This window comes from Bradyrhizobium sp. MI1.3 (assembly GCF_055811695.1).
Window position 1 is genome coordinate 1 of the sequence record NZ_JBVVPQ010000115.1, and the last position, 16,286, is coordinate 16,286.

The 16,286-nt window shown below is 64.0% G+C and carries 16 protein-coding genes; 11 read left to right on the plus strand and 5 right to left on the minus strand.

Annotated elements, in window-relative coordinates; all coding sequences use genetic code 11:
- The 5 genes from AC0L3A_RS38170 to AC0L3A_RS38190 all read left to right on the plus strand — a co-directional run.
- Positions 1–201, plus strand: a 201-nt coding sequence (locus tag AC0L3A_RS38170) for a chemotaxis protein CheW (protein WP_473256324.1), incomplete at its 5' end; no start/stop codon positions are given.
- 31 nt (positions 202–232) lie between these two features.
- Positions 233–619 (plus strand): response regulator, encoded by a 387-nt coding sequence (locus AC0L3A_RS38175; RefSeq protein ID WP_007598955.1) that lies wholly within the window; start codon positions 233–235, stop codon positions 617–619.
- Between the two features lie 59 nt (positions 620–678).
- Positions 679–1,560 (plus strand): CheR family methyltransferase, encoded by an 882-nt coding sequence (locus AC0L3A_RS38180; protein ID WP_007598956.1) that lies wholly within the window; start codon positions 679–681, stop codon positions 1,558–1,560.
- A 2-nt stretch (positions 1,561–1,562) separates the two neighbouring features.
- The gene (locus tag AC0L3A_RS38185) at positions 1,563–1,880 is read left to right on the plus strand and encodes a hypothetical protein (protein ID WP_007598957.1); all 318 of its coding nucleotides are present in this window, start codon (positions 1,563–1,565) and stop codon (positions 1,878–1,880) included.
- A gap of 141 nt (positions 1,881–2,021) precedes the next feature.
- Entirely contained in the window at positions 2,022–2,525 is a 504-nt protein-coding gene (locus AC0L3A_RS38190; RefSeq protein WP_007598958.1) for a response regulator, read from the plus strand.
- A gap of 57 nt (positions 2,526–2,582) precedes the next feature.
- Here AC0L3A_RS38190 and AC0L3A_RS38195 read toward each other — a convergent pair whose 3' ends face one another.
- Entirely contained in the window at positions 2,583–2,873 is a 291-nt protein-coding gene (locus AC0L3A_RS38195; protein WP_007598959.1) for a hypothetical protein, read from the minus strand.
- 150 nt (positions 2,874–3,023) lie between these two features.
- On the opposite strand from AC0L3A_RS38195, the gene AC0L3A_RS38200 reads away from it, so the two are divergent.
- Positions 3,024–3,659, plus strand: coding sequence for a response regulator transcription factor (locus AC0L3A_RS38200; protein ID WP_007598960.1), 636 nt, complete (start codon positions 3,024–3,026; stop codon positions 3,657–3,659).
- A 122-nt stretch (positions 3,660–3,781) separates the two neighbouring features.
- On the opposite strand, the gene AC0L3A_RS38205 is transcribed toward AC0L3A_RS38200, so the two are convergent.
- The 3 genes from AC0L3A_RS38205 to AC0L3A_RS38215 all read right to left on the minus strand — a co-directional run bounded on the left by AC0L3A_RS38205 (position 3,782) and on the right by AC0L3A_RS38215 (position 8,703).
- Positions 3,782–7,378 carry a PAS domain S-box protein gene (locus AC0L3A_RS38205; protein ID WP_007598962.1) on the minus strand — a complete coding sequence of 1,199 codons (3,597 nt, stop codon included), beginning with the start codon at positions 7,376–7,378 and terminating at the stop codon, positions 3,782–3,784.
- Positions 7,356–7,784, minus strand: a complete 429-nt coding sequence (locus tag AC0L3A_RS38210; protein ID WP_007598964.1) for a response regulator — start codon at positions 7,782–7,784, stop codon at positions 7,356–7,358. Before AC0L3A_RS38210 ends, AC0L3A_RS38205 begins: the two co-directional genes overlap by 23 nt.
- A 202-nt stretch (positions 7,785–7,986) precedes the next feature.
- Positions 7,987–8,703, minus strand: a complete 717-nt coding sequence (locus tag AC0L3A_RS38215; protein ID WP_007598966.1) for a GntR family transcriptional regulator — start codon at positions 8,701–8,703, stop codon at positions 7,987–7,989.
- Positions 8,704–8,797: 94 nt separating this feature from the next.
- Here AC0L3A_RS38215 and AC0L3A_RS38220 point away from each other — a divergent pair, with 94 nt between their 5' ends.
- From AC0L3A_RS38220 to AC0L3A_RS38240, 5 genes are read left to right on the plus strand one after another with little or no spacing between them, the layout of a single operon-like run.
- Positions 8,798–9,817: an ABC transporter substrate-binding protein gene (locus AC0L3A_RS38220; protein WP_007598968.1), complete on the plus strand. Its 1,020-nt coding sequence runs from the start codon at positions 8,798–8,800 to the stop codon at positions 9,815–9,817.
- Positions 9,817–10,578 carry an ABC transporter ATP-binding protein gene (locus AC0L3A_RS38225; protein WP_007598970.1) on the plus strand — a complete coding sequence of 254 codons (762 nt, stop codon included), beginning with the start codon at positions 9,817–9,819 and terminating at the stop codon, positions 10,576–10,578. Before AC0L3A_RS38220 ends, AC0L3A_RS38225 begins: the two co-directional genes overlap by 1 nt.
- 11 nt (positions 10,579–10,589) lie before the next feature.
- Positions 10,590–11,447: an ABC transporter permease gene (locus tag AC0L3A_RS38230; RefSeq protein ID WP_007598972.1), complete on the plus strand. Its 858-nt coding sequence runs from the start codon at positions 10,590–10,592 to the stop codon at positions 11,445–11,447.
- Complete coding sequence (araD, locus tag AC0L3A_RS38235; RefSeq protein WP_007598974.1) at positions 11,444–13,183, plus strand: L-arabinonate dehydratase; 1,740 nt, start codon at positions 11,444–11,446, stop codon at positions 13,181–13,183. The genes AC0L3A_RS38230 and araD overlap by 4 nt, the downstream gene beginning before the upstream one ends.
- 11 nt (positions 13,184–13,194) lie before the next feature.
- Positions 13,195–13,914 (plus strand): ribonuclease activity regulator RraA, encoded by a 720-nt coding sequence (locus tag AC0L3A_RS38240; RefSeq protein ID WP_354127117.1) that lies wholly within the window; start codon positions 13,195–13,197, stop codon positions 13,912–13,914.
- 193 nt (positions 13,915–14,107) lie between these two features.
- On the opposite strand, the gene AC0L3A_RS38245 is transcribed toward AC0L3A_RS38240, so the two are convergent.
- On the minus strand, positions 14,108–16,213 hold the full coding sequence (locus AC0L3A_RS38245) for a S9 family peptidase (RefSeq protein ID WP_007598978.1): 2,106 nt from the start codon (positions 16,211–16,213) through the stop codon (positions 14,108–14,110).
- Positions 16,214–16,286 lie beyond the last annotated feature (73 nt).

A 16,286-nucleotide genomic window follows, 5' to 3' on the forward strand; every position in this document is an offset into this window, starting at 1 on the left:
GAATCCTACGGCCTCCTGATCGACCAGATCGGCGAAGTGCTGCGGCTCGCCGAGGACGGCATGGAAGAAAACCCCGTCAATCTCGACCCCCGCATGGCCAAGCTCGCCGGCGGTGTCCACCGCCTCGACGGCCAGCTCATGGTCGTCCTCGACGTCGATCGCGTCCTCGAGCTCAAAACCGAAGTGCAAATGGCTGCGTGAGCCCCGAAAACATCGAAGCCGGAGAACCAAGATGAAGACGTGTTTGGTGGTCGATGATTCCAGCGTCGTGCGCAAGATCGCACGCCGGATCCTGGAAGGCCTGGAATTCGAAGTCACGGAGGCCGAGGACGGCTCCAAGGCGCTCGAGGTCTGTCAGCACAAGCTGCCCGACGCTGTGCTGCTGGACTGGAATATGCCGGTGATGGACGGCTTCGAGTTCATGGGCCACATGCGCCGCCTGCCGGGCGGCGACCAGCCCAAGGTCGTGTTCTGCACCACTGAAAACAACGTGGCTCATATCGCTCAGGCGCTCAGCGGCGGCGCCAACGAGTACATCATGAAGCCCTTCGACAAGGACATCATCGCCGACAAATTTGCTGAAGTCGGCTTGATCCCGGTCGGACAAGCCATGGTCTGAGTGTCTGGCGGAGTGTTCCGGCCAGAGTGTTCCCAGTACAGCTTCCGAGAGGCCCATCCGTGACCCCGACCGAATATGAGTATCTGCGTAAGTTCCTGAGGGATCATTCCGGGCTCGATCTGTCCGCAGACAAGCAATATCTGATTGAAAGCCGGCTGTTGCCGCTGGCGCGCAAGGCTGGGATCTCCGGTATCGGCGAGCTCGTGCAGAAGCTGCAAGGCGCTGGCTCGGGCGCGCTCGTCACCAGCGTGGTCGAGGCGATGACCACCAACGAGACCTTCTTCTTTCGCGACAAGGTCCCGTTCGATCATTTCCGAGACACCATCATGCCGGAGATCATCAAGGCCCGCGCCGGCCGCCGCAGCGTGCGCATCTGGTGCGCCGCCGGCTCGACCGGGCAGGAGCCCTATTCGCTGGCGATGAGCCTGAAGGAGATGGGTGCGGCCCTGACCGGCTGGCGCGTCGAGATCATCGCCACCGACCTGTCGCAGGAGGTGCTCGAGAAGGCCAAGGCCGGCATCTACAGCCAGTTCGAAGTGCAGCGCGGCCTGCCGATCCAGATGCTGATGAAATATTTCAAGCAGACCGGCGAGACCTGGCAGATCAATCCCGAGTTGCGGGCGATGATCCAGCACCGGCAGCTCAATCTGCTGCACGATTTCGCTCAGCTCGGCACCTTCGACGTCATCTTCTGCCGCAACGTGCTGATCTATTTCGACCAGGACACGAAGATCAACATCTTCAACCGCCTGGCTCGCCAGATCGAGGGAGACGGTTTCCTGGTGCTGGGCGCGGCCGAAACGGTGGTCGGACTGACCGATACGTTCAGGCCGATTCCGGAGCGGCGCGGTCTCTACAAGCCGAACGACGCGCGTGCCGCGGCCGCCAAGCCGGCTCTTGCCGGCGCAGCGCCGCGCGTAGCGGTCATGGCAGGACGATAGGCATGGCCGAGGATGGCAAGGGCGCGGAACGCGTGACGTTCAGTCGCGGCTATGATGTCTGCATCATGGCCATCGACGGCACTTGGCGCCGCGACTGCAAGCTCAACGCGATCTCCGACACCGACGCCATCCTGACGGTGGAAGGCTCGATTCAGGGCCTGAACCTCAAAGAGTTCTTCCTGCTGCTGTCGTCCACCGGCCTCGCCTACCGCCGCTGCGAACTGGTGCGCGTCAACGGCGTCGAAATGGACATCCAATTCCTGCGTGGCAAGAACCGGAAGAAGCGCGGCGCGGCCGGTGGCCGTGACGAGGCGGCGTGATCTTCACGTGCGTCTCGTCGCCGTTTTCCGCGATGTTGGTTCACATTTGCTGAAACATCCGACTGAATTTGCCGCCGCGGCTTTACGTCGCCTAAGCGCGAACCGTGTATCCATTGCCGGTCTCAATCTCAGGATACCGTAATGCCCAGAAGCTCTTTCTCACCTCTCCCGTCAAACCTGCCCCACAGCGCCGAGCGGCGCGCGCTTCAGCTTCTGGTGGTCGACGACGACGCCACGCAGCGCAGCCTGATCACGGTCGCGGCCAAGCAGGCCGGCCACGAAGTCACCGTGGCGCCGTCCGTGGCCGAAGCGATCGAAAAACTCCGCACGGCGCGCTTCGATTGCGTGACACTTGATCTCGTGCTGGAGGATGGCGACGGCATCGACGTGCTGGGCGAGATGGCGAAGGCGAAATTTGGCGGCGCCGTGATCGTCGTCAGCGGCATGGACGGCAAGCGCCGCAGCGCCGCCCGCAGCTTCGCCCGTTCCGTCGGGATCGAGCTCCAGAGCCTGCCCAAGCCGCTGGATCTGGCCGCTTTGCGCATCAGCCTCGCCAATCTCGGCAAGACCGCGATGGGCCTGCCGGCGATCCACACCTGGGGTGGCGTCGCCACCGACGCGATCGTGGAGCGGCACCGCGCCTGAGCCGCGGGCCGGCCATGCGATGAAACAATGCGGTCGCCGCGTCGCAGCGATCGCGATTTACACCGTGCGGCCGGCTTCCCACAGGCATTCCAGGGCGTGGCCAAGGCCGGCCCGGCAGGCGTCGAGAGCGGCGATCGCCGTGGCATACCGGAGTGTGACATCGTCGAGTACGAAGACGTCGGCGGAACCTTCCGGACCGCTCCCGTGTTCTTGATCCATGGTTGTGGCCGTCCGGCCCATGCTGGTCTCGATCTGCGAGATCAGCTTGCGAAGGTCAGCCGCAATCAGCTCACGGCTATCGACTTCGGGCATTGCGACGAGGGGCGGCGTAGCGGCCAAATTTAGCATGGATATTCTCCGTCCTCCGCAATTAGGCGCCCTGCCGCTACTTGTGCGTTAAGTCCATGTCCCGTACAAATACGGTGGGCCGAATCCGCGCCGAACGCCATAACGGTTGGGGCGGACGCGAATCCTTCATGCCAACCGGATGTGTGGCACATGGCCGAACAAAGCTCTCGCGGTGAAATCTTCGTGGTCGACGACGACGCTGCCGTTCGCGACACCTTGTCGATGGTGTTGAAGGCGGCGGGCTATGAGGTGATCTGTTTTGCGGACGGCGCAGCATTGCTCTCCGTCGCGCGAAACCGCACACCTGCAGCGGTCCTGCTCGACGTGCACATTCCCGGCAAGTCGGGCCTCGATATTCTCAATGAGCTGCACGGCGAGGACTATCCGGCACCGATCTTCATGATCTCCGGACAGGGCGATATCGCGATGGCGGTAGGGGCCATCAAGAGCGGCGCGCTCGACTTCATCGAGAAGCCGTTCCGCGGCAGCGAGATCGTCGGCCGGCTGGACGAGGCGATCGGTGCTTATGCACGCAGGCAGTCGGAGAACGCGGCGCCGAAGTTCGGCTCGCTGCATTTCCCCGGGCGCGAGCCGTTGACGCGCAGGGAGCGCGAGGTGCTCGAGCAGTTTGCCGCCGGCGCCTCCAACAAGGAGGCCGGCCGCACGCTCGGCATCAGCCCGCGCACCATCGAGGACCACCGCGCCAACATCATGAAGAAGCTCGGTGCGCGCAATGCCGCCGATCTGATCCGGATCGTGATGACCGCGGCGCAGCGCGCGTCGTAAATTCCGTGGGTGACATTTCGTAGCCCGGATGAGCGAAGCGACATCCGGGACTTGGCTCGTAGTGTTCCCGGGTATCGCTTCCCTCACCCGGGCTACGGGTTCTCACCCAGCCCGACGCACCATCAACTGCTCAGCGCCTTGCGGATGGTCCGTGCCAGATCCGATTTACGATAGGGCTTCGCCAGCAGCAGAACGCCCGAATCCAGCCGGCCGTGATGGATGATCGCGTTCTCGGTATAGCCGGACGTGTAGAGCACCTTGAGATCTGGACGCGTTCTCTGCAGTTCGTCGGCGAGCTGCCGTCCGTTCATCTTGCCGGGCATGATGACGTCGGTGAACAGGAGGTCGAACGGTTTTCCGGCGGCGACGATGGCGAGCGCCTCCGCGGCGTTCGCAGCCTGCAAGGTGACGTAACCGAGCGAATGCAGCTGCGCCAGCACGTAGTCGCGCACCAGCCGGTCGTCCTCGACCACCAGGATCGTCTCGTGTCCGCCCTCGATGGTCGCCGGCGTCACGCCCTCGCCGACCACCGTCGGCGTCTTGCCGGGCGGCAGGTACATCTTGATCGTGGTGCCGTGGCCTTCCTCGCTGTAGATCTTGATATGGCCCGCGGACTGCTTGATGAAGCCGTAGACCATCGAAAGCCCGAGTCCGGTGCCCTTGCCCGGTCCCTTCGAGGTGAAGAAGGGGTCGAACACCCTGGCCAACATGTTGGCGGGAATTCCGCTGCCGGTGTCGCTCACGGCGATCAGCACGTAGTGTCCCGGCGGGACGTCGTTGACGCTGGCATAGGCCTCGTCGAGATAGGCCGCGCCCGTCTCCACGATCAGCTTGCCGCCGCCGGGCATGGCGTCGCGGGCATTGAGTGCGAGGTTGAGGATCGCGGTGGTGAGCTGGCTTGGATCGACGGTCGCGACGCAGTTCTCGTCCTCGAACACCGATTCGATATGGATCTGCTCGCCCAGCGTCGGCCGCAACAGTTTCGCGGTGTCGATGATCAGCGCGTTGACGTCGATTTCGCGCGGCTGGAGCGGCTGCTTGCGCGCAAACGCCAGCAGGTGCTGAGTCAGCTCGGCGCCACGCCCGGCGGCCTCGTCGATCATCTTCGTGATCGCCGCGAGCTCCGGCTCCCCGGCCACCGCGTCGGCCAGGATCTCGATCGTTCCGGTGATGACGGTGAGGATGTTGTTGAAGTCGTGCGCCACGCCGCCGGTGAGCTGGCCGACCGCCTCCATCTTCTCGGCATGGCGGATGCGCTCGTCGGCCGCGATCTTGTCGGTCAGGTCGCGGTAGAACGAATTCAAGAGGATACCTTCGCGTCGCCGGAGCGCCGTGACGCTGAGCTCGGCCTTAAATTCCTTGCCGTCGCGCCGCCGCACCAAAACTTCGCGCCGTGGATTGGCTGGCGATTGTTGGTCAGAGTCGAGAAAGAGCTTCAGTCTGGCCGTGACGCTTTCGCGCTCACTGGGGGCGATAAAAAGTTCAATCGCATTCTTGCCGATCGCCTCCTCACGCGTCCATCCGAAGAGCTTCTCGGCCTGCGAGTTCCAGCTCAGGATGGCACCGGTGTGGTCTGTCTGGGTGAACGCGTCGAGCGAGGTCTCGATGATGTTGCGCGCAAGTTGCTCGCTCTCCCGCAAGGACTCCTGTGCAAGCCTCGCCTCCGTCATGTCGCGCCCGACGAAGAAGTAGCGCTTGGCCTGGGCGGACCAGCTGCCGAGCCAGGACAGCCAGACCTCGTGGCCATTCTTGTGGAAGCAGCGGGTGTCGGCGAGCTTGAGACGTTCGCCGCGCCGCAGCGCGCGCATCTCGTCGCGGGACCGGTCGAGATGGCTCGGATGAATGAAATCGGCGCCGCTCCGGCCGATCATCTGCTCCGGCCGGTAGCCGAGAATGGCCTCGCTGCTCGGACTGATCTGCGCGATGTGGCCGCGCGCGTCCATCACCATGATCAGATCCTGCGAGGTGTCGAAGAGCTGTCGCCGTTCCTCCAGCTGCTGCTGCAACGCCCGCTCTGCCCGCCGCGCCTCGGTCAGGCTGCGCGCGGTGCCGGAGGCGCCGATGATCTCGCCCGATGGGCCCCTGATCGGCGACAGGCTGAGTGAGATCTCGACCGGCGTGCCATCCTTGCGCAGGCGCACCGTCTCGAAGCGTTCGATCGGTTCACCTCCGGCGATCCGCCGTAAATAGTCCTTGCCTTGCTCGCGTCGGTCGGGTGGGACGATGATCGCGGTGGATTTCCCAATCGCCTCATTCGCCGAGTAGCCGTAGAGGCGCTCGGCGGCGGCATTCCAGCCGGTGATGATGGCGTCGAGCGATTGCATCACGATCGCGTCGTCGGAGGATTCGACGGCGGCGCTGAACAAGCGCTCGCGCGCTTCATGATGGCTTCGCGCGGCCTCGGTGCGGCGATGCTCCTCGATCTCGCGTTCAAGAGCGGCCGTCTTCGCTCTCGTTTCCTCGACCATTTGAGCGAAGGCCCGCGCCAGCACACCCGTCTCTCCGCTCGCATCGACGGGAATCTCGGCGTGCCGTCCGCTGCCGATCGCCTCCACCGCCGCAGTCAGGCGCCCGATCGGCCATGTCAATGAGCGCGCCAGCAGCACCGCAAGCAAAGCTGCGGCAAGGACAGCAAGCAGGCCGACCAGCGAGGAGGTTTTTTGAATGGCCGCCGGAACGCGGCTGAACACCGACGGTGGGGCCGTCTCGATGATAGCCAACCACTCCTTGCCGGCCAGCAGCGCCGGTGCGATCGCCGCTCCACTCGGCCGACCCGCTTGGTCGCTCGTAAGCTGCGTGGAACCTTGCGGCAGGCCGGCCCGGGCTGCAAAGAAAGGAAAGTCACGACGCCAATCGTTGCCGTTGCCATGCAATGCACCGAATTCCCGCGTGCGATCGGGATGGACGAGATAGTCGCCACGCGAGTTCACGACATAGATCTCTCCCCCTGCGCTCGCGGTCGAGCGGATGCGGTCGAGCGCGGGACGCATGTCGATATTGGCGATGACGATGCCGAACGGCTTGCCATCAGGCGTGAACAGCGGCGTCGCGACGCGCATCGTGGGAATGTGAGGGTCCGTGGTTCCTCCCTGCCGGGTGGCGAGATCGATGGGCGAAACATAGATGTCGCCCGGCGCCAATCGAATCGTCTCCTGGAAGTAGGTTCGGTCGCTCTTGCGTTCCAGTTCGTCGTTGGGGACAATCCGTGCTGCTCCGTTCGGGCCGGCGCGATCGACGCGGACCAGTTCGCGCTGGTCGTCGTCAAGGCCGATGATTCGAAATTGCCCGTAGCTCGGCTTCGCGTCGATCTCGGCTGCGAACCGCGTGGCGATGCGCTCGCGCCAGGTTTGCTCCGAAACGCCGTCGACAGCGTCGATGCCTCCACCGATATGAGCGCGGATCATGCCATTGATGGCAGCGGCGGAGCGATAACCGAGCAGATCGCCACGAGCGCCGGCCACATAAGATTCAAGATGGGTGGCCAGCAGGCTCGACTGGGCTTCGATCCGTTCCAGGACCCGCGGAATCACGGCCTGGGTGATGTTGCGATAGCCGAGCCAGCCGACCGCGGCCACGGTGACCGTCACCAGCAGGATCATCGCGATCGCGAGCCGCGTAGCGAGGGTCATGGCGAAATTTGCACCGCTTCCTGAATGGCCGCGCCCGTGCTCGGTTGGAACAGAATGAAGGTTCTTGTCATCGGCGGCCGGTGCTGACATCCGGATTCCTCGCCGACGCCGTCCGCGCCGCGTCCAGGCAGCCGGCGACGGCGGCGAGCAGCGCGTCGGCCCGGAACGGCTTCTGCAAGCTCGCCACCGCGCCGAGCTTGGTCGCCATCTTGAGAAAGTCCGGCTCCGCATGGGCATCCGGCGCGGACGAACGGCCGGAAATGACGACGATCGGAATCGCCGGCTGCAGCGCCCGGACGTGGCGCATCGTCTCCAGGCCGTCCATGCCGGGCATGAAGATGTCGAGAAACAGAAGGTCGAACTGGCCGGCTTCGAACAGCGCAAGTCCCTTGCGGCCGTCTCCGGCGACGGTGACATGATGACCGGCCCTCTCCAGGAGCAGCCGGATTGTCATCTGCACGGCCGGGTCGTCATCCACGATCAGGATGTTGGCCACGTCTGGTATCCTCCGGGCTGGATGGGTTTTCCCAGCGACCGCAAATCAAACCATCAATTCTGAAATTGTTGCGCGGATTGCATCCGGCCTGCAAGCACTTCGCCATCGATCCGACGATTGCTCGCAAAAGGCGAACTCGGTTGCGCCAAACTTATGCACGGTGACGTGCACAAGCGCTCGCGACAACCGCACGCCATAGGGCCTAGTCGGTCAAATATTCCGGATAGTGGCTTCGGATCGTGTCGAGCTCGCTCAACGTGCCCGACAGGTGCTTGCGCAGATGCTGTTGCGCAGCATCGGCGTCGCCGGCCTCGATCGCGCGCGTGATCAGCTTGTGGTGGCGGACGATGTTCTGGGCCTTGCCGGGTGAGGGCAGATGCAGCCGGCGCAGCCGGTCGATATGTCCGCTGCGGCTGCGCACCAGCGTCCAGAGCTCCTGCTTGCCGGCCGCGGCATAAAGCAGCGCATGAAAATCATTGTCGCCCGCAATGAAGCTCTGGAAGTCTCCGGCCTTGGCGAATTGCTGCTGCAGCGCGATCGTGTGGTCGAGGCGTATGACCAGGGCTTCGCCGTGCTGCTGCGCGAGCAGGCGGACGATTTCGAGCTCCAGCGCCTGGCGCAGGAAATGGGCCTGCTCGGCCCGACCGACGTCGACCCGGCTGACGACGGTGGCGTGCTGCGGAAACACGTCGACCAGCCCTTCTTCCTCCAGCCGCATCAAGGCGTCGCGGATCGGCGTCGAGCTGACGCCGAATTGTGCGGCGAGATCCGTGCGCGACAGCGGCGAGCCCGGCGGCAGTTCGAGCGCAAGAATGGCGTTGCGCAGCCGCTCGAACACTTGCGGCGCGGCCTGCCGGGCCCGGTCGAGCCGCGCGCCGGGGCGGGTGATCCTGCGGGGCGCAGGGTGGGCTGGTTCCATGCGAAGAGCTCCGGCCACCTTGCCCTTGATGCACTAATACATTAGTGCATTAGTGGGATCGCTCGTCAATGGCGGCCAGAGGAAACGAACAACAATGATCAAGCAATTGCAGTGTGGCCTCACGGCCGTCGCCGTGATCGCCGCCACGGCGCTGGCGGCCTCGCCCGCGAAGGCGCAGCAAAAATCCGAGATATCGTTGTCGCGTCAGCCCGGCATTTTCTACATGCCGAGCCACATCATGGAAAAGCAGAAGCTGATCGAGAAGCACGCAGCCCAGCTCGGGGTAGCGGGTGTCACCACCAAATGGGTCACCTTCTCCGGCGGCGGCGCGCAGACCGATGCGCTGCTCGCGGGCGGCGTCGACATCCTCAACACCGGCACCGGCAATCTGTTGCTGCTGTGGGACCGCACTCGCGGCGGCGTCAAGGGCATCGTCGCGACCTCGGCGCAGCCGATGACGCTGATCAGCCGTGACGCCAACATCAAGTCGATTAGGGATTTCGGCCCCGGCGACAAGATCGCGGTGCCGACCGTCAAAGTCTCGACCCAGGCGATCGTGCTTCAGATCGCCGCGGCCGAGGCCTTTGGTGCCGACCAATGGTCGAAGCTGGACGTCAACACGGTGCAGCTCGGCCATCCCGACGCCTATGCGGCGCTGTCCAATTCCAAGCACGAGGTGCACACCCATTTCTCGATTCCGCCGTTCACTTTCCTCGAGCTGAAGAACGTGCCGGGTGCGCATGTCGTGCTGTCGTCGCCTGACGTGATGGGCGGGCCGCTCAGCCAGGCGCAGTTCTTCACCACCACGAAGTTCGCCGATGCCAACCCGAAGATCATCCAGGCCGTGCGCGATGCGACCAAGGAAGCGCAGGATCTGATCCGCAGCGACACCAAACAGGCGGTCGAGATCTACAAGGAGATCACCGGCGACAAGACCTCGGTGGAAGAGCTGCTCGAACTCCTGAAGGAGCCCGGCATGATGGAGTGGAATCTCGAACCGCAGGGCACGATGAAATTCGCCGCCCATCTGTTCAAGACCGGCACGCTGAAGACTCAGCCCAAGGCCTGGACCGATTACTATCTCCCCGTCGCCCACGACCTGAAGGGCAACTGATGGCGCTGCTCGACGTCAGCTCCGTGACGCTGCGCTACAAGACCTCCAGCGCCGTCGTCACCGCGACCGAAAGGGTGAGCTTCACCGTCGACAGGTCCGATCGCTTCGTGCTGCTCGGGCCGTCCGGCTGCGGCAAGTCGACCCTGCTCAAGGCCGTCGGCGGTTACATGGCGCCGAGCGAAGGCCGCATGACCATCAACGACCGCGAGATCCATGGTCCCGGCGCCGACCGCATGATGATCTTCCAGGAGTTCGACCAGCTGCTGCCCTGGAAGAGCGTGCTGGCCAACGTGATGTTTCCACTGCTGACCGCGCGAAAATTGTCGCGGAAGGACGCCGAAGCGCGGGCGCGGGCCTATATCGAGAAGGTCGGCCTGACACGCGTGGTCGATGCTTATCCGCACACGCTGTCCGGCGGCATGAAGCAGCGCGTCGCGATCGCGCGCGGCATGGCGATGGAGCCGGACATCCTGCTCATGGACGAGCCGTTCGCCGCGCTCGACGCGCTGACGCGGCGAACCTGCCAGGACGAGCTGCTCCAGCTCTGGAGCGAGACCAAATTCACCGTGCTGTTCGTGACCCACTCGATTGCGGAGGCCATCCGCATCGGCAACCGCATCCTGCTGCTGTCGCCGCATCCCGGCCGCGTCAAGGCCGAGGTGGTCGACGTCGACAAGGTCTCCAATGACGATGGCAGTGCCGGCCGGCTCGAGAAGGAGATTCACGATCTCCTGTTCGCCTCCGAAGCAACGGCGCATTAAGGGAGCCTTACATGGGCGAAGCCAGGATCCTGCTACGTGAGGCGCCGGTCGCCGGCAGCGCAGCCGAAGTCGAGCGCAAGCTGAGCGTGGTCGAGCTGTTGTGGAACGATGGGTTTGTCCGCAAGGCCGTCATTATCCTGTTCCTCGCGGCGGTCTGGGAGGCCTACGGCCTCGCCCTCGACAATCCCCTGTTGTTTCCGACGCTGCACGACACCGTCATCACGATGTTCGAGCGTGTGAAGGACGGCACCATCCCGATGCGCGTCTGGGCTTCGCTCAAAGTGCTGTTCATGGGCTATTCGGCCGGCATTGTGCTGGCCGCGATCTTCACCGTGCTCGCGATCTCGACCCGTATCGGCACCGATTTCCTCGAGACGGTCACGGCGATGTTCAATCCGTTGCCGGCGATCGCGCTGTTGCCGCTCGCTTTGATCTGGTTCGGTCTCGGCAACGGCAGTCTGGTGTTTGTGCTGATCCATTCGGTGCTGTGGCCGGTCGCGCTCAACACCCATTCCGGCTTCAAGAGCGTGTCCAACACGTTGCGCATGGTCGGCCGCAATTACGGCCTGCGCGGGCTGCCCTATGTGGCGAAGATACTGATTCCCGCGGCCTTCGGCTCGATCCTCACCGGCCTCAAGATCGGCTGGGCCTTCGCCTGGCGCACGCTGATCGCGGCCGAGCTGGTGTTCGGCGTGTCGTCGGGGCAGGGCGGGCTCGGCTGGTTCATCTTCGAAAACCGCAACCTGCTCGACATACCTGCGGTCTTCGCCGGCCTCTTGACGGTGATCATCATCGGGCTTTTTGTCGAGAACCTGATCTTCCGCGCCATCGAGCGGAACACCGTGCAGAAATGGGGCACCCAATCATGACCAAGAAGAAACTAACGCCCGACCAGCTCCGCAGCGCGCGCTGGTTCGCACCCGACGATCTCCGCTCGTTCGGCCATCGCTCCCGCACCATGCAGATGGGCTACGCGCCGGAGGAGTGGAAGGACCGCCCGATCATCGCGATCCTCAACACCTGGTCGGACGCGCAACCTTGCCACATGCATTTCAAGTCGCGCGTCGATGACGTCAAGCGCGGCATCCTGATGGCCGGCGGTCTGCCGCTGGAGCTGCCGGCGCTGTCGCTGTCGGAATCGCTGCTCAAGCCGACCACGATGCTCTATCGCAATCTGCTGGCGATGGACGCCGAGGAGCTGCTGCGCAGCCATCCCGTCGACGGCGTGGTGCTGATGGGCGGCTGCGACAAGACCACTCCGGCGCTGCTGCTGGGCGCGACCTCGATGAACATCCCGGCGATCTATCTGCCGGCCGGTCCGATGTTGCGCGGCAATTGGAAGGGCAAGACGCTCGGCTCGGGCTCGGACGGCTGGAAATATTGGGACGAGCGCCGCGCCGGAAAAATCTCCGAGAAGGACTGGCTCGACATCGAAGCTGGCATTGCGCGCAGCTACGGCACCTGCATGACGATGGGCACGGCTTCCACCATGACCGCGATTGCCGAGGCGATCGGCATGACGCTTCCAGGTGCCTCCTCGATTCCTGCCGCCGATGCCAACCACATCCGCATGGCCTCCGAATGCGGCCGCCGCATCGTCGAGATGGTCTGGGAAGATCTGACGCCGAAGGCGATCCAGACCCGCAAGGCGTTCGAGAACGCGATCGCAGTGGCGATGGCGATGGGCTGTTCGACCAATGCGATCATCCATCTGATCGCGCAGGCTCGCCGCGCCGGTCTCGACATCGGTCTCGACGATTTCGAGATTGCGAGCCGCAAGGTGCCTGTCATCGCCAATGTGCGGCCGAGCGGTGATACCTATCTGATGGAAGACTTCTTCTATGCCGGCGGCCTGCCGGCGCTGATGGGACAGATCAAGCCGCATCTGCATCTCGATTGCATCACCGTCACCGGCAAGACTCTCGGCGAGAACATCGCGCAGGCCGAGGTCCACAATGACGACGTGATCCGCTCGATCGACAATCCCATCTACAAGGAAGGCGCGCTCGCCGTGCTCAAGGGCAATCTCGCGCCCGACGGCTGCGTCATCAAGCCGAGCGCCTGCGCGCCGCGCTTCCTCAAGCACACTGGGCCTGCGCTGGTGTTCGACGATTATCCGTCGATGAAGAAGGCGATCGACGATCCCGATCTCGACGTCACCGAAGACCACATTCTCATCTTGCGCAATGCGGGGCCGCAGGGCGGACCGGGCATGCCGGAATGGGGCATGCTGCCGATCCCGACCAAGCTCGTGAAGCAGGGCGTGCGCGACATGGTGCGCATCTCGGATGCGCGGATGAGCGGCACCAGCTACGGCGCCTGCATTCTGCACGTAGCCCCCGAATCCTATGTCGGCGGACCGCTGGCGCTGGTGCGGAACGGCGACCGCATCACGCTCGATGTCGCCGCCCGCACCATCAATCTCGATGTGTCGGAAGCCGAGCTCGACAAGCGCCGCGCCGCCTGGAAGCAGCCCGAGCGCCGCTTCGAGCGCGGCTATGGCTGGATGTTCACCAAGCACATCAAGCAGGCCAATGACGGCTGCGATTTCGACTTCCTCGAGACCGATTTCGGCGCGCCGATCGGCGAGCCCTCGATTTACTAGAGAGCGTGAAAATGACGAAACTTACCGAAGCCACCCGCAACAAGCTCAAATCCGTCTCCACCGCCACCGTCGCCACAGCGCTGTTCAAGCGCGGCCTGCGCATCCAGATGATCCAGGATGTGCACCCGCTCGGCGCCAACCAGCCGACCATGGTCGGTGAAGCCTTCACGCTGCGCTATATGCCGGCTCGCGAGGATCTCAACACCATCGACGTTTTCAAGGACCGCTCCCATCCGCAGCGCAAGGCGGTCGAGGATTGCCCGCCAGGCAGCGTGCTGGTGATGGACAGCCGCAAGGACGCGCGCGCCGCTTCGGCCGGTGCGATCCTGGTCACGCGCCTGATGAAGCGCGGTGTCGCCGGTGTCGTCACCGATGGCGGTTTTCGCGACTCGGCCGAGATCGCCAAACTGGGGATCCCCGCCTACCACCACCGCCCGAGCGCACCGACCAATCTGACGCTGCATCAAGCCATCGAAATCAACGTGCCGATCGGGTGCGGCGACGCGCCGGTGTTTCCCGGCGACGTCATTCTTGGCGACAGCGACGGCGTGATCGTGATTCCCGCGCATCTTGCTGACGAGATCGCCAACGAGACCTTCGAGATGACCGCGTTCGAGGACTTCGTCACCGAAGAAGTCAACAAGGGCCGCGGCATTTTCGGTCTCTATCCGGCGACGGACCCGCAGACGCTGACCGACTTCGCCGCATGGCGGAAGGCGAACGGAAGGTAAAGGCCGACAACTCGTCCCACAATCTCCGTCGTCGTCCTGGCGAAAGCCAGGACCCATTACCCCAGGGAGTAATTTGGCGAAGACTCGGAGTTGTCGTGTTTTCGCGCGGTACTGACACCGACCTTCTTCGGATAGATCACGCGGTATGGGTCCTGGCTTTCGCCAGGACGACGATGGGGAGGCATATGAACGCCTACACCCCGGCCTCCGCCATCCCAGCCGCCCACAGCGCGAACGCATAGACGATCGCGACTTCATCGAGCCGGTTGAAGCGTCCCGAGGCGCCGCCGTGGCCGGCGCCCATGTTGGTGCGCAGCAACACCGGGCCGCCACCGCTCATCGTCGCGCGCAGGCGCGCGATCCATTTGGCGGGCTCCCAGTACGTGACGCGCGGATCGGTCAATCCGCCCATTGCCAGGATCGCGGGATAATCATTCGCCGCGACATTGTCGTAGGGCGAATACGACAGGATGGTGCGGAAATCCTTTTCGCTCTCGATCGGGTTGCCCCATTCCGGCCATTCCGGCGGCGTCAGCGGCAGCGTGTCGTCAAGCATGGTGTTGAGCACGTCGACGAACGGCACTTCGGCGACGATGCCGGCGAACAATTCGCCGGCGCGGTTCGCCACCGCGCCCATCAGCATGCCACCGGCCGAACCGCCGTGGCCGACGATGCGCTTTGCGCTGGTGTACTTCGCATCAATCAGTGCGCGGGCGCTGGCCGAGAAGTCGTCGAACGAATTGGTCTTCTTCTCGCGCTTGCCGTCGAGATACCAGCCCCAGCCCTTGTCGGCGCCGCCGCGGATATGGGCGATGGCGTAGACGAAGCCGCGATCGACCAGCGACAGGCGGTTGGCGCTGAACGAAGCCGGCATGGCCATGCCGTAGGAGCCGTAGCCGTAGAGCAGAAGCGGCGCCGCGCCATCGAGCGTGAGCCCGCGGCGATGGAGGATCGAGACCGGCACCTCGGCGCCGTCATGCGCCTTCGCCATGATGCGCGTCGTAACGTAGTCGCTCGCATTGTGGCCGGACGGAATCTCCTGCCGCTTGCGTAGGGTACGCGTCCGCTTGACCATGTCGTAGTCATAGACTTCCGACGGCGTCGTCATCGACGAATAGGCGAAACGCAAATTCGTCGTCTCGAATTCGTAGGAGCCCATCGTATCCAGCGAATAGGCCGCCTCGTCGAACGCGATGGCGTGCTCTTCCTTGGTCGCGAGGTCGCGGATCACGATCGACGGCAACGCATTGGCGCGTTCCAGCCACACCATGTGGCCGGCATAGAGATCGAGATCGATGATGTAGATGCCCGGGCGATACGGGATCAGATCGCGCCAGTTCTTGCGCTCGGGTGATGCCAGCGGTGCGGTGACGATCTTGAAGTCGATCGCGTCGTCGGCGTTGGTGAGGATGAACAGTTCGTCGCCACGGTCGGCCAGCGAATATTGCACGCCTTCCTCGCGTGCCGCGACCAGGCGCGGCGGTGCGTCGGGATGGGCGAGGTCGATCAGCCGCTGCTCGGAGGTCTCGTGGTCGCCGCCCGCGACGACGCAGAAGCGCCCGCTGGTGCTCTCGTGCAGATGGGTGAACCAGCCGGAATCCTGCTCTTCGTAAACCAGCGTGTCGTCTGCCTGCCCAGTGCCGAGCTTGTGCCGCCACACCTGCATCGGGCGGTGATTGTCGTCGAGCTTCACGTAGAAGAACGACGTTGCGTCCTTGCTCCAGACCACGCCGCCGTCGGTCTCCTCGACGACGTCGTCGAGGTCCTTTCCGGTCGCCCAGTCGCGCACGCGGATGGAGAAATATTCCGAGCCTTTGGTGTCGGCGCTCCAGGCCTGCAGCCTGTGGTCATTCGAGTGCCGGCTGCCGCCGAATTTGAAATAGGTGTGGTCCTTGGCGAGCGCATCGCCGTCGAGCACGATGTGGCCCTCGCCGCCATCGCGCGGCATGCGGCCGAACAGCTCGTGCTGGCCGCCTTCGCGGAATTTGCGGAAATAGGCGAAGGGACCATCCGGCGACGGCACGCTGGAATCGTCCTCCTTGATCCGCCCCCGCATCTCGCGCACCAGCGTCTTTTGAAGCGATGAGGTGTGGCCGAGCAGGCTCTCGGTGTAGACATTCTCTTCGTCCAGATATTTGCGGATGTCGGGATCGAGCACCGCGGGGTCGCGCAGCACCTCCTGCCATTTCTCGTCCTTCAGCCAGGCATAGTCGTCGGTCACGGTGATCCCATGCCGCGTGAAGGAATGCGGCCGGCGCGGGGCGACGGGGGGCTGGGAAGGTGGTTTGGCTTGTGTCACTCGATCCTCATCATGTCACGTTCGCGCGCGGCTTCTTCTTCACCGCGCCCCGCTTGCGGGGAGAGGGTTGGGG

Bases quoted from the DNA above. Each gene is read 5' to 3' on its own strand.
- AC0L3A_RS38175 (WP_007598955.1), top strand. From the start codon at position 233: ATGAAGACGTGTTTGGTGGTCGATGATTCCAGCGTCGTGCGCAAGATC.
- AC0L3A_RS38200 (WP_007598960.1), top strand. From the start codon at position 3,024: ATGGCCGAACAAAGCTCTCGCGGTGAAATCTTCGTGGTCGACGACGAC.
- AC0L3A_RS38225 (WP_007598970.1), top strand. From the start codon at position 9,817: ATGGCGCTGCTCGACGTCAGCTCCGTGACGCTGCGCTACAAGACCTCC.
- AC0L3A_RS38230 (WP_007598972.1), top strand. From the start codon at position 10,590: ATGGGCGAAGCCAGGATCCTGCTACGTGAGGCGCCGGTCGCCGGCAGC.
- AC0L3A_RS38195 (WP_007598959.1), bottom strand. From the start codon at position 2,873: ATGCTAAATTTGGCCGCTACGCCGCCCCTCGTCGCAATGCCCGAAGTC.
- AC0L3A_RS38215 (WP_007598966.1), bottom strand. From the start codon at position 8,703: ATGGAACCAGCCCACCCTGCGCCCCGCAGGATCACCCGCCCCGGCGCG.
- araD (WP_007598974.1), top strand. From the start codon at position 11,444: ATGACCAAGAAGAAACTAACGCCCGACCAGCTCCGCAGCGCGCGCTGG.
- AC0L3A_RS38240 (WP_354127117.1), top strand. From the start codon at position 13,195: ATGACGAAACTTACCGAAGCCACCCGCAACAAGCTCAAATCCGTCTCC.
- AC0L3A_RS38185 (WP_007598957.1), top strand. From the start codon at position 1,563: ATGGCCGAGGATGGCAAGGGCGCGGAACGCGTGACGTTCAGTCGCGGC.
- AC0L3A_RS38220 (WP_007598968.1), top strand. From the start codon at position 8,798: ATGATCAAGCAATTGCAGTGTGGCCTCACGGCCGTCGCCGTGATCGCC.
- AC0L3A_RS38205 (WP_007598962.1), bottom strand. From the start codon at position 7,378: ATGTCAGCACCGGCCGCCGATGACAAGAACCTTCATTCTGTTCCAACC.
- AC0L3A_RS38190 (WP_007598958.1), top strand. From the start codon at position 2,022: ATGCCCAGAAGCTCTTTCTCACCTCTCCCGTCAAACCTGCCCCACAGC.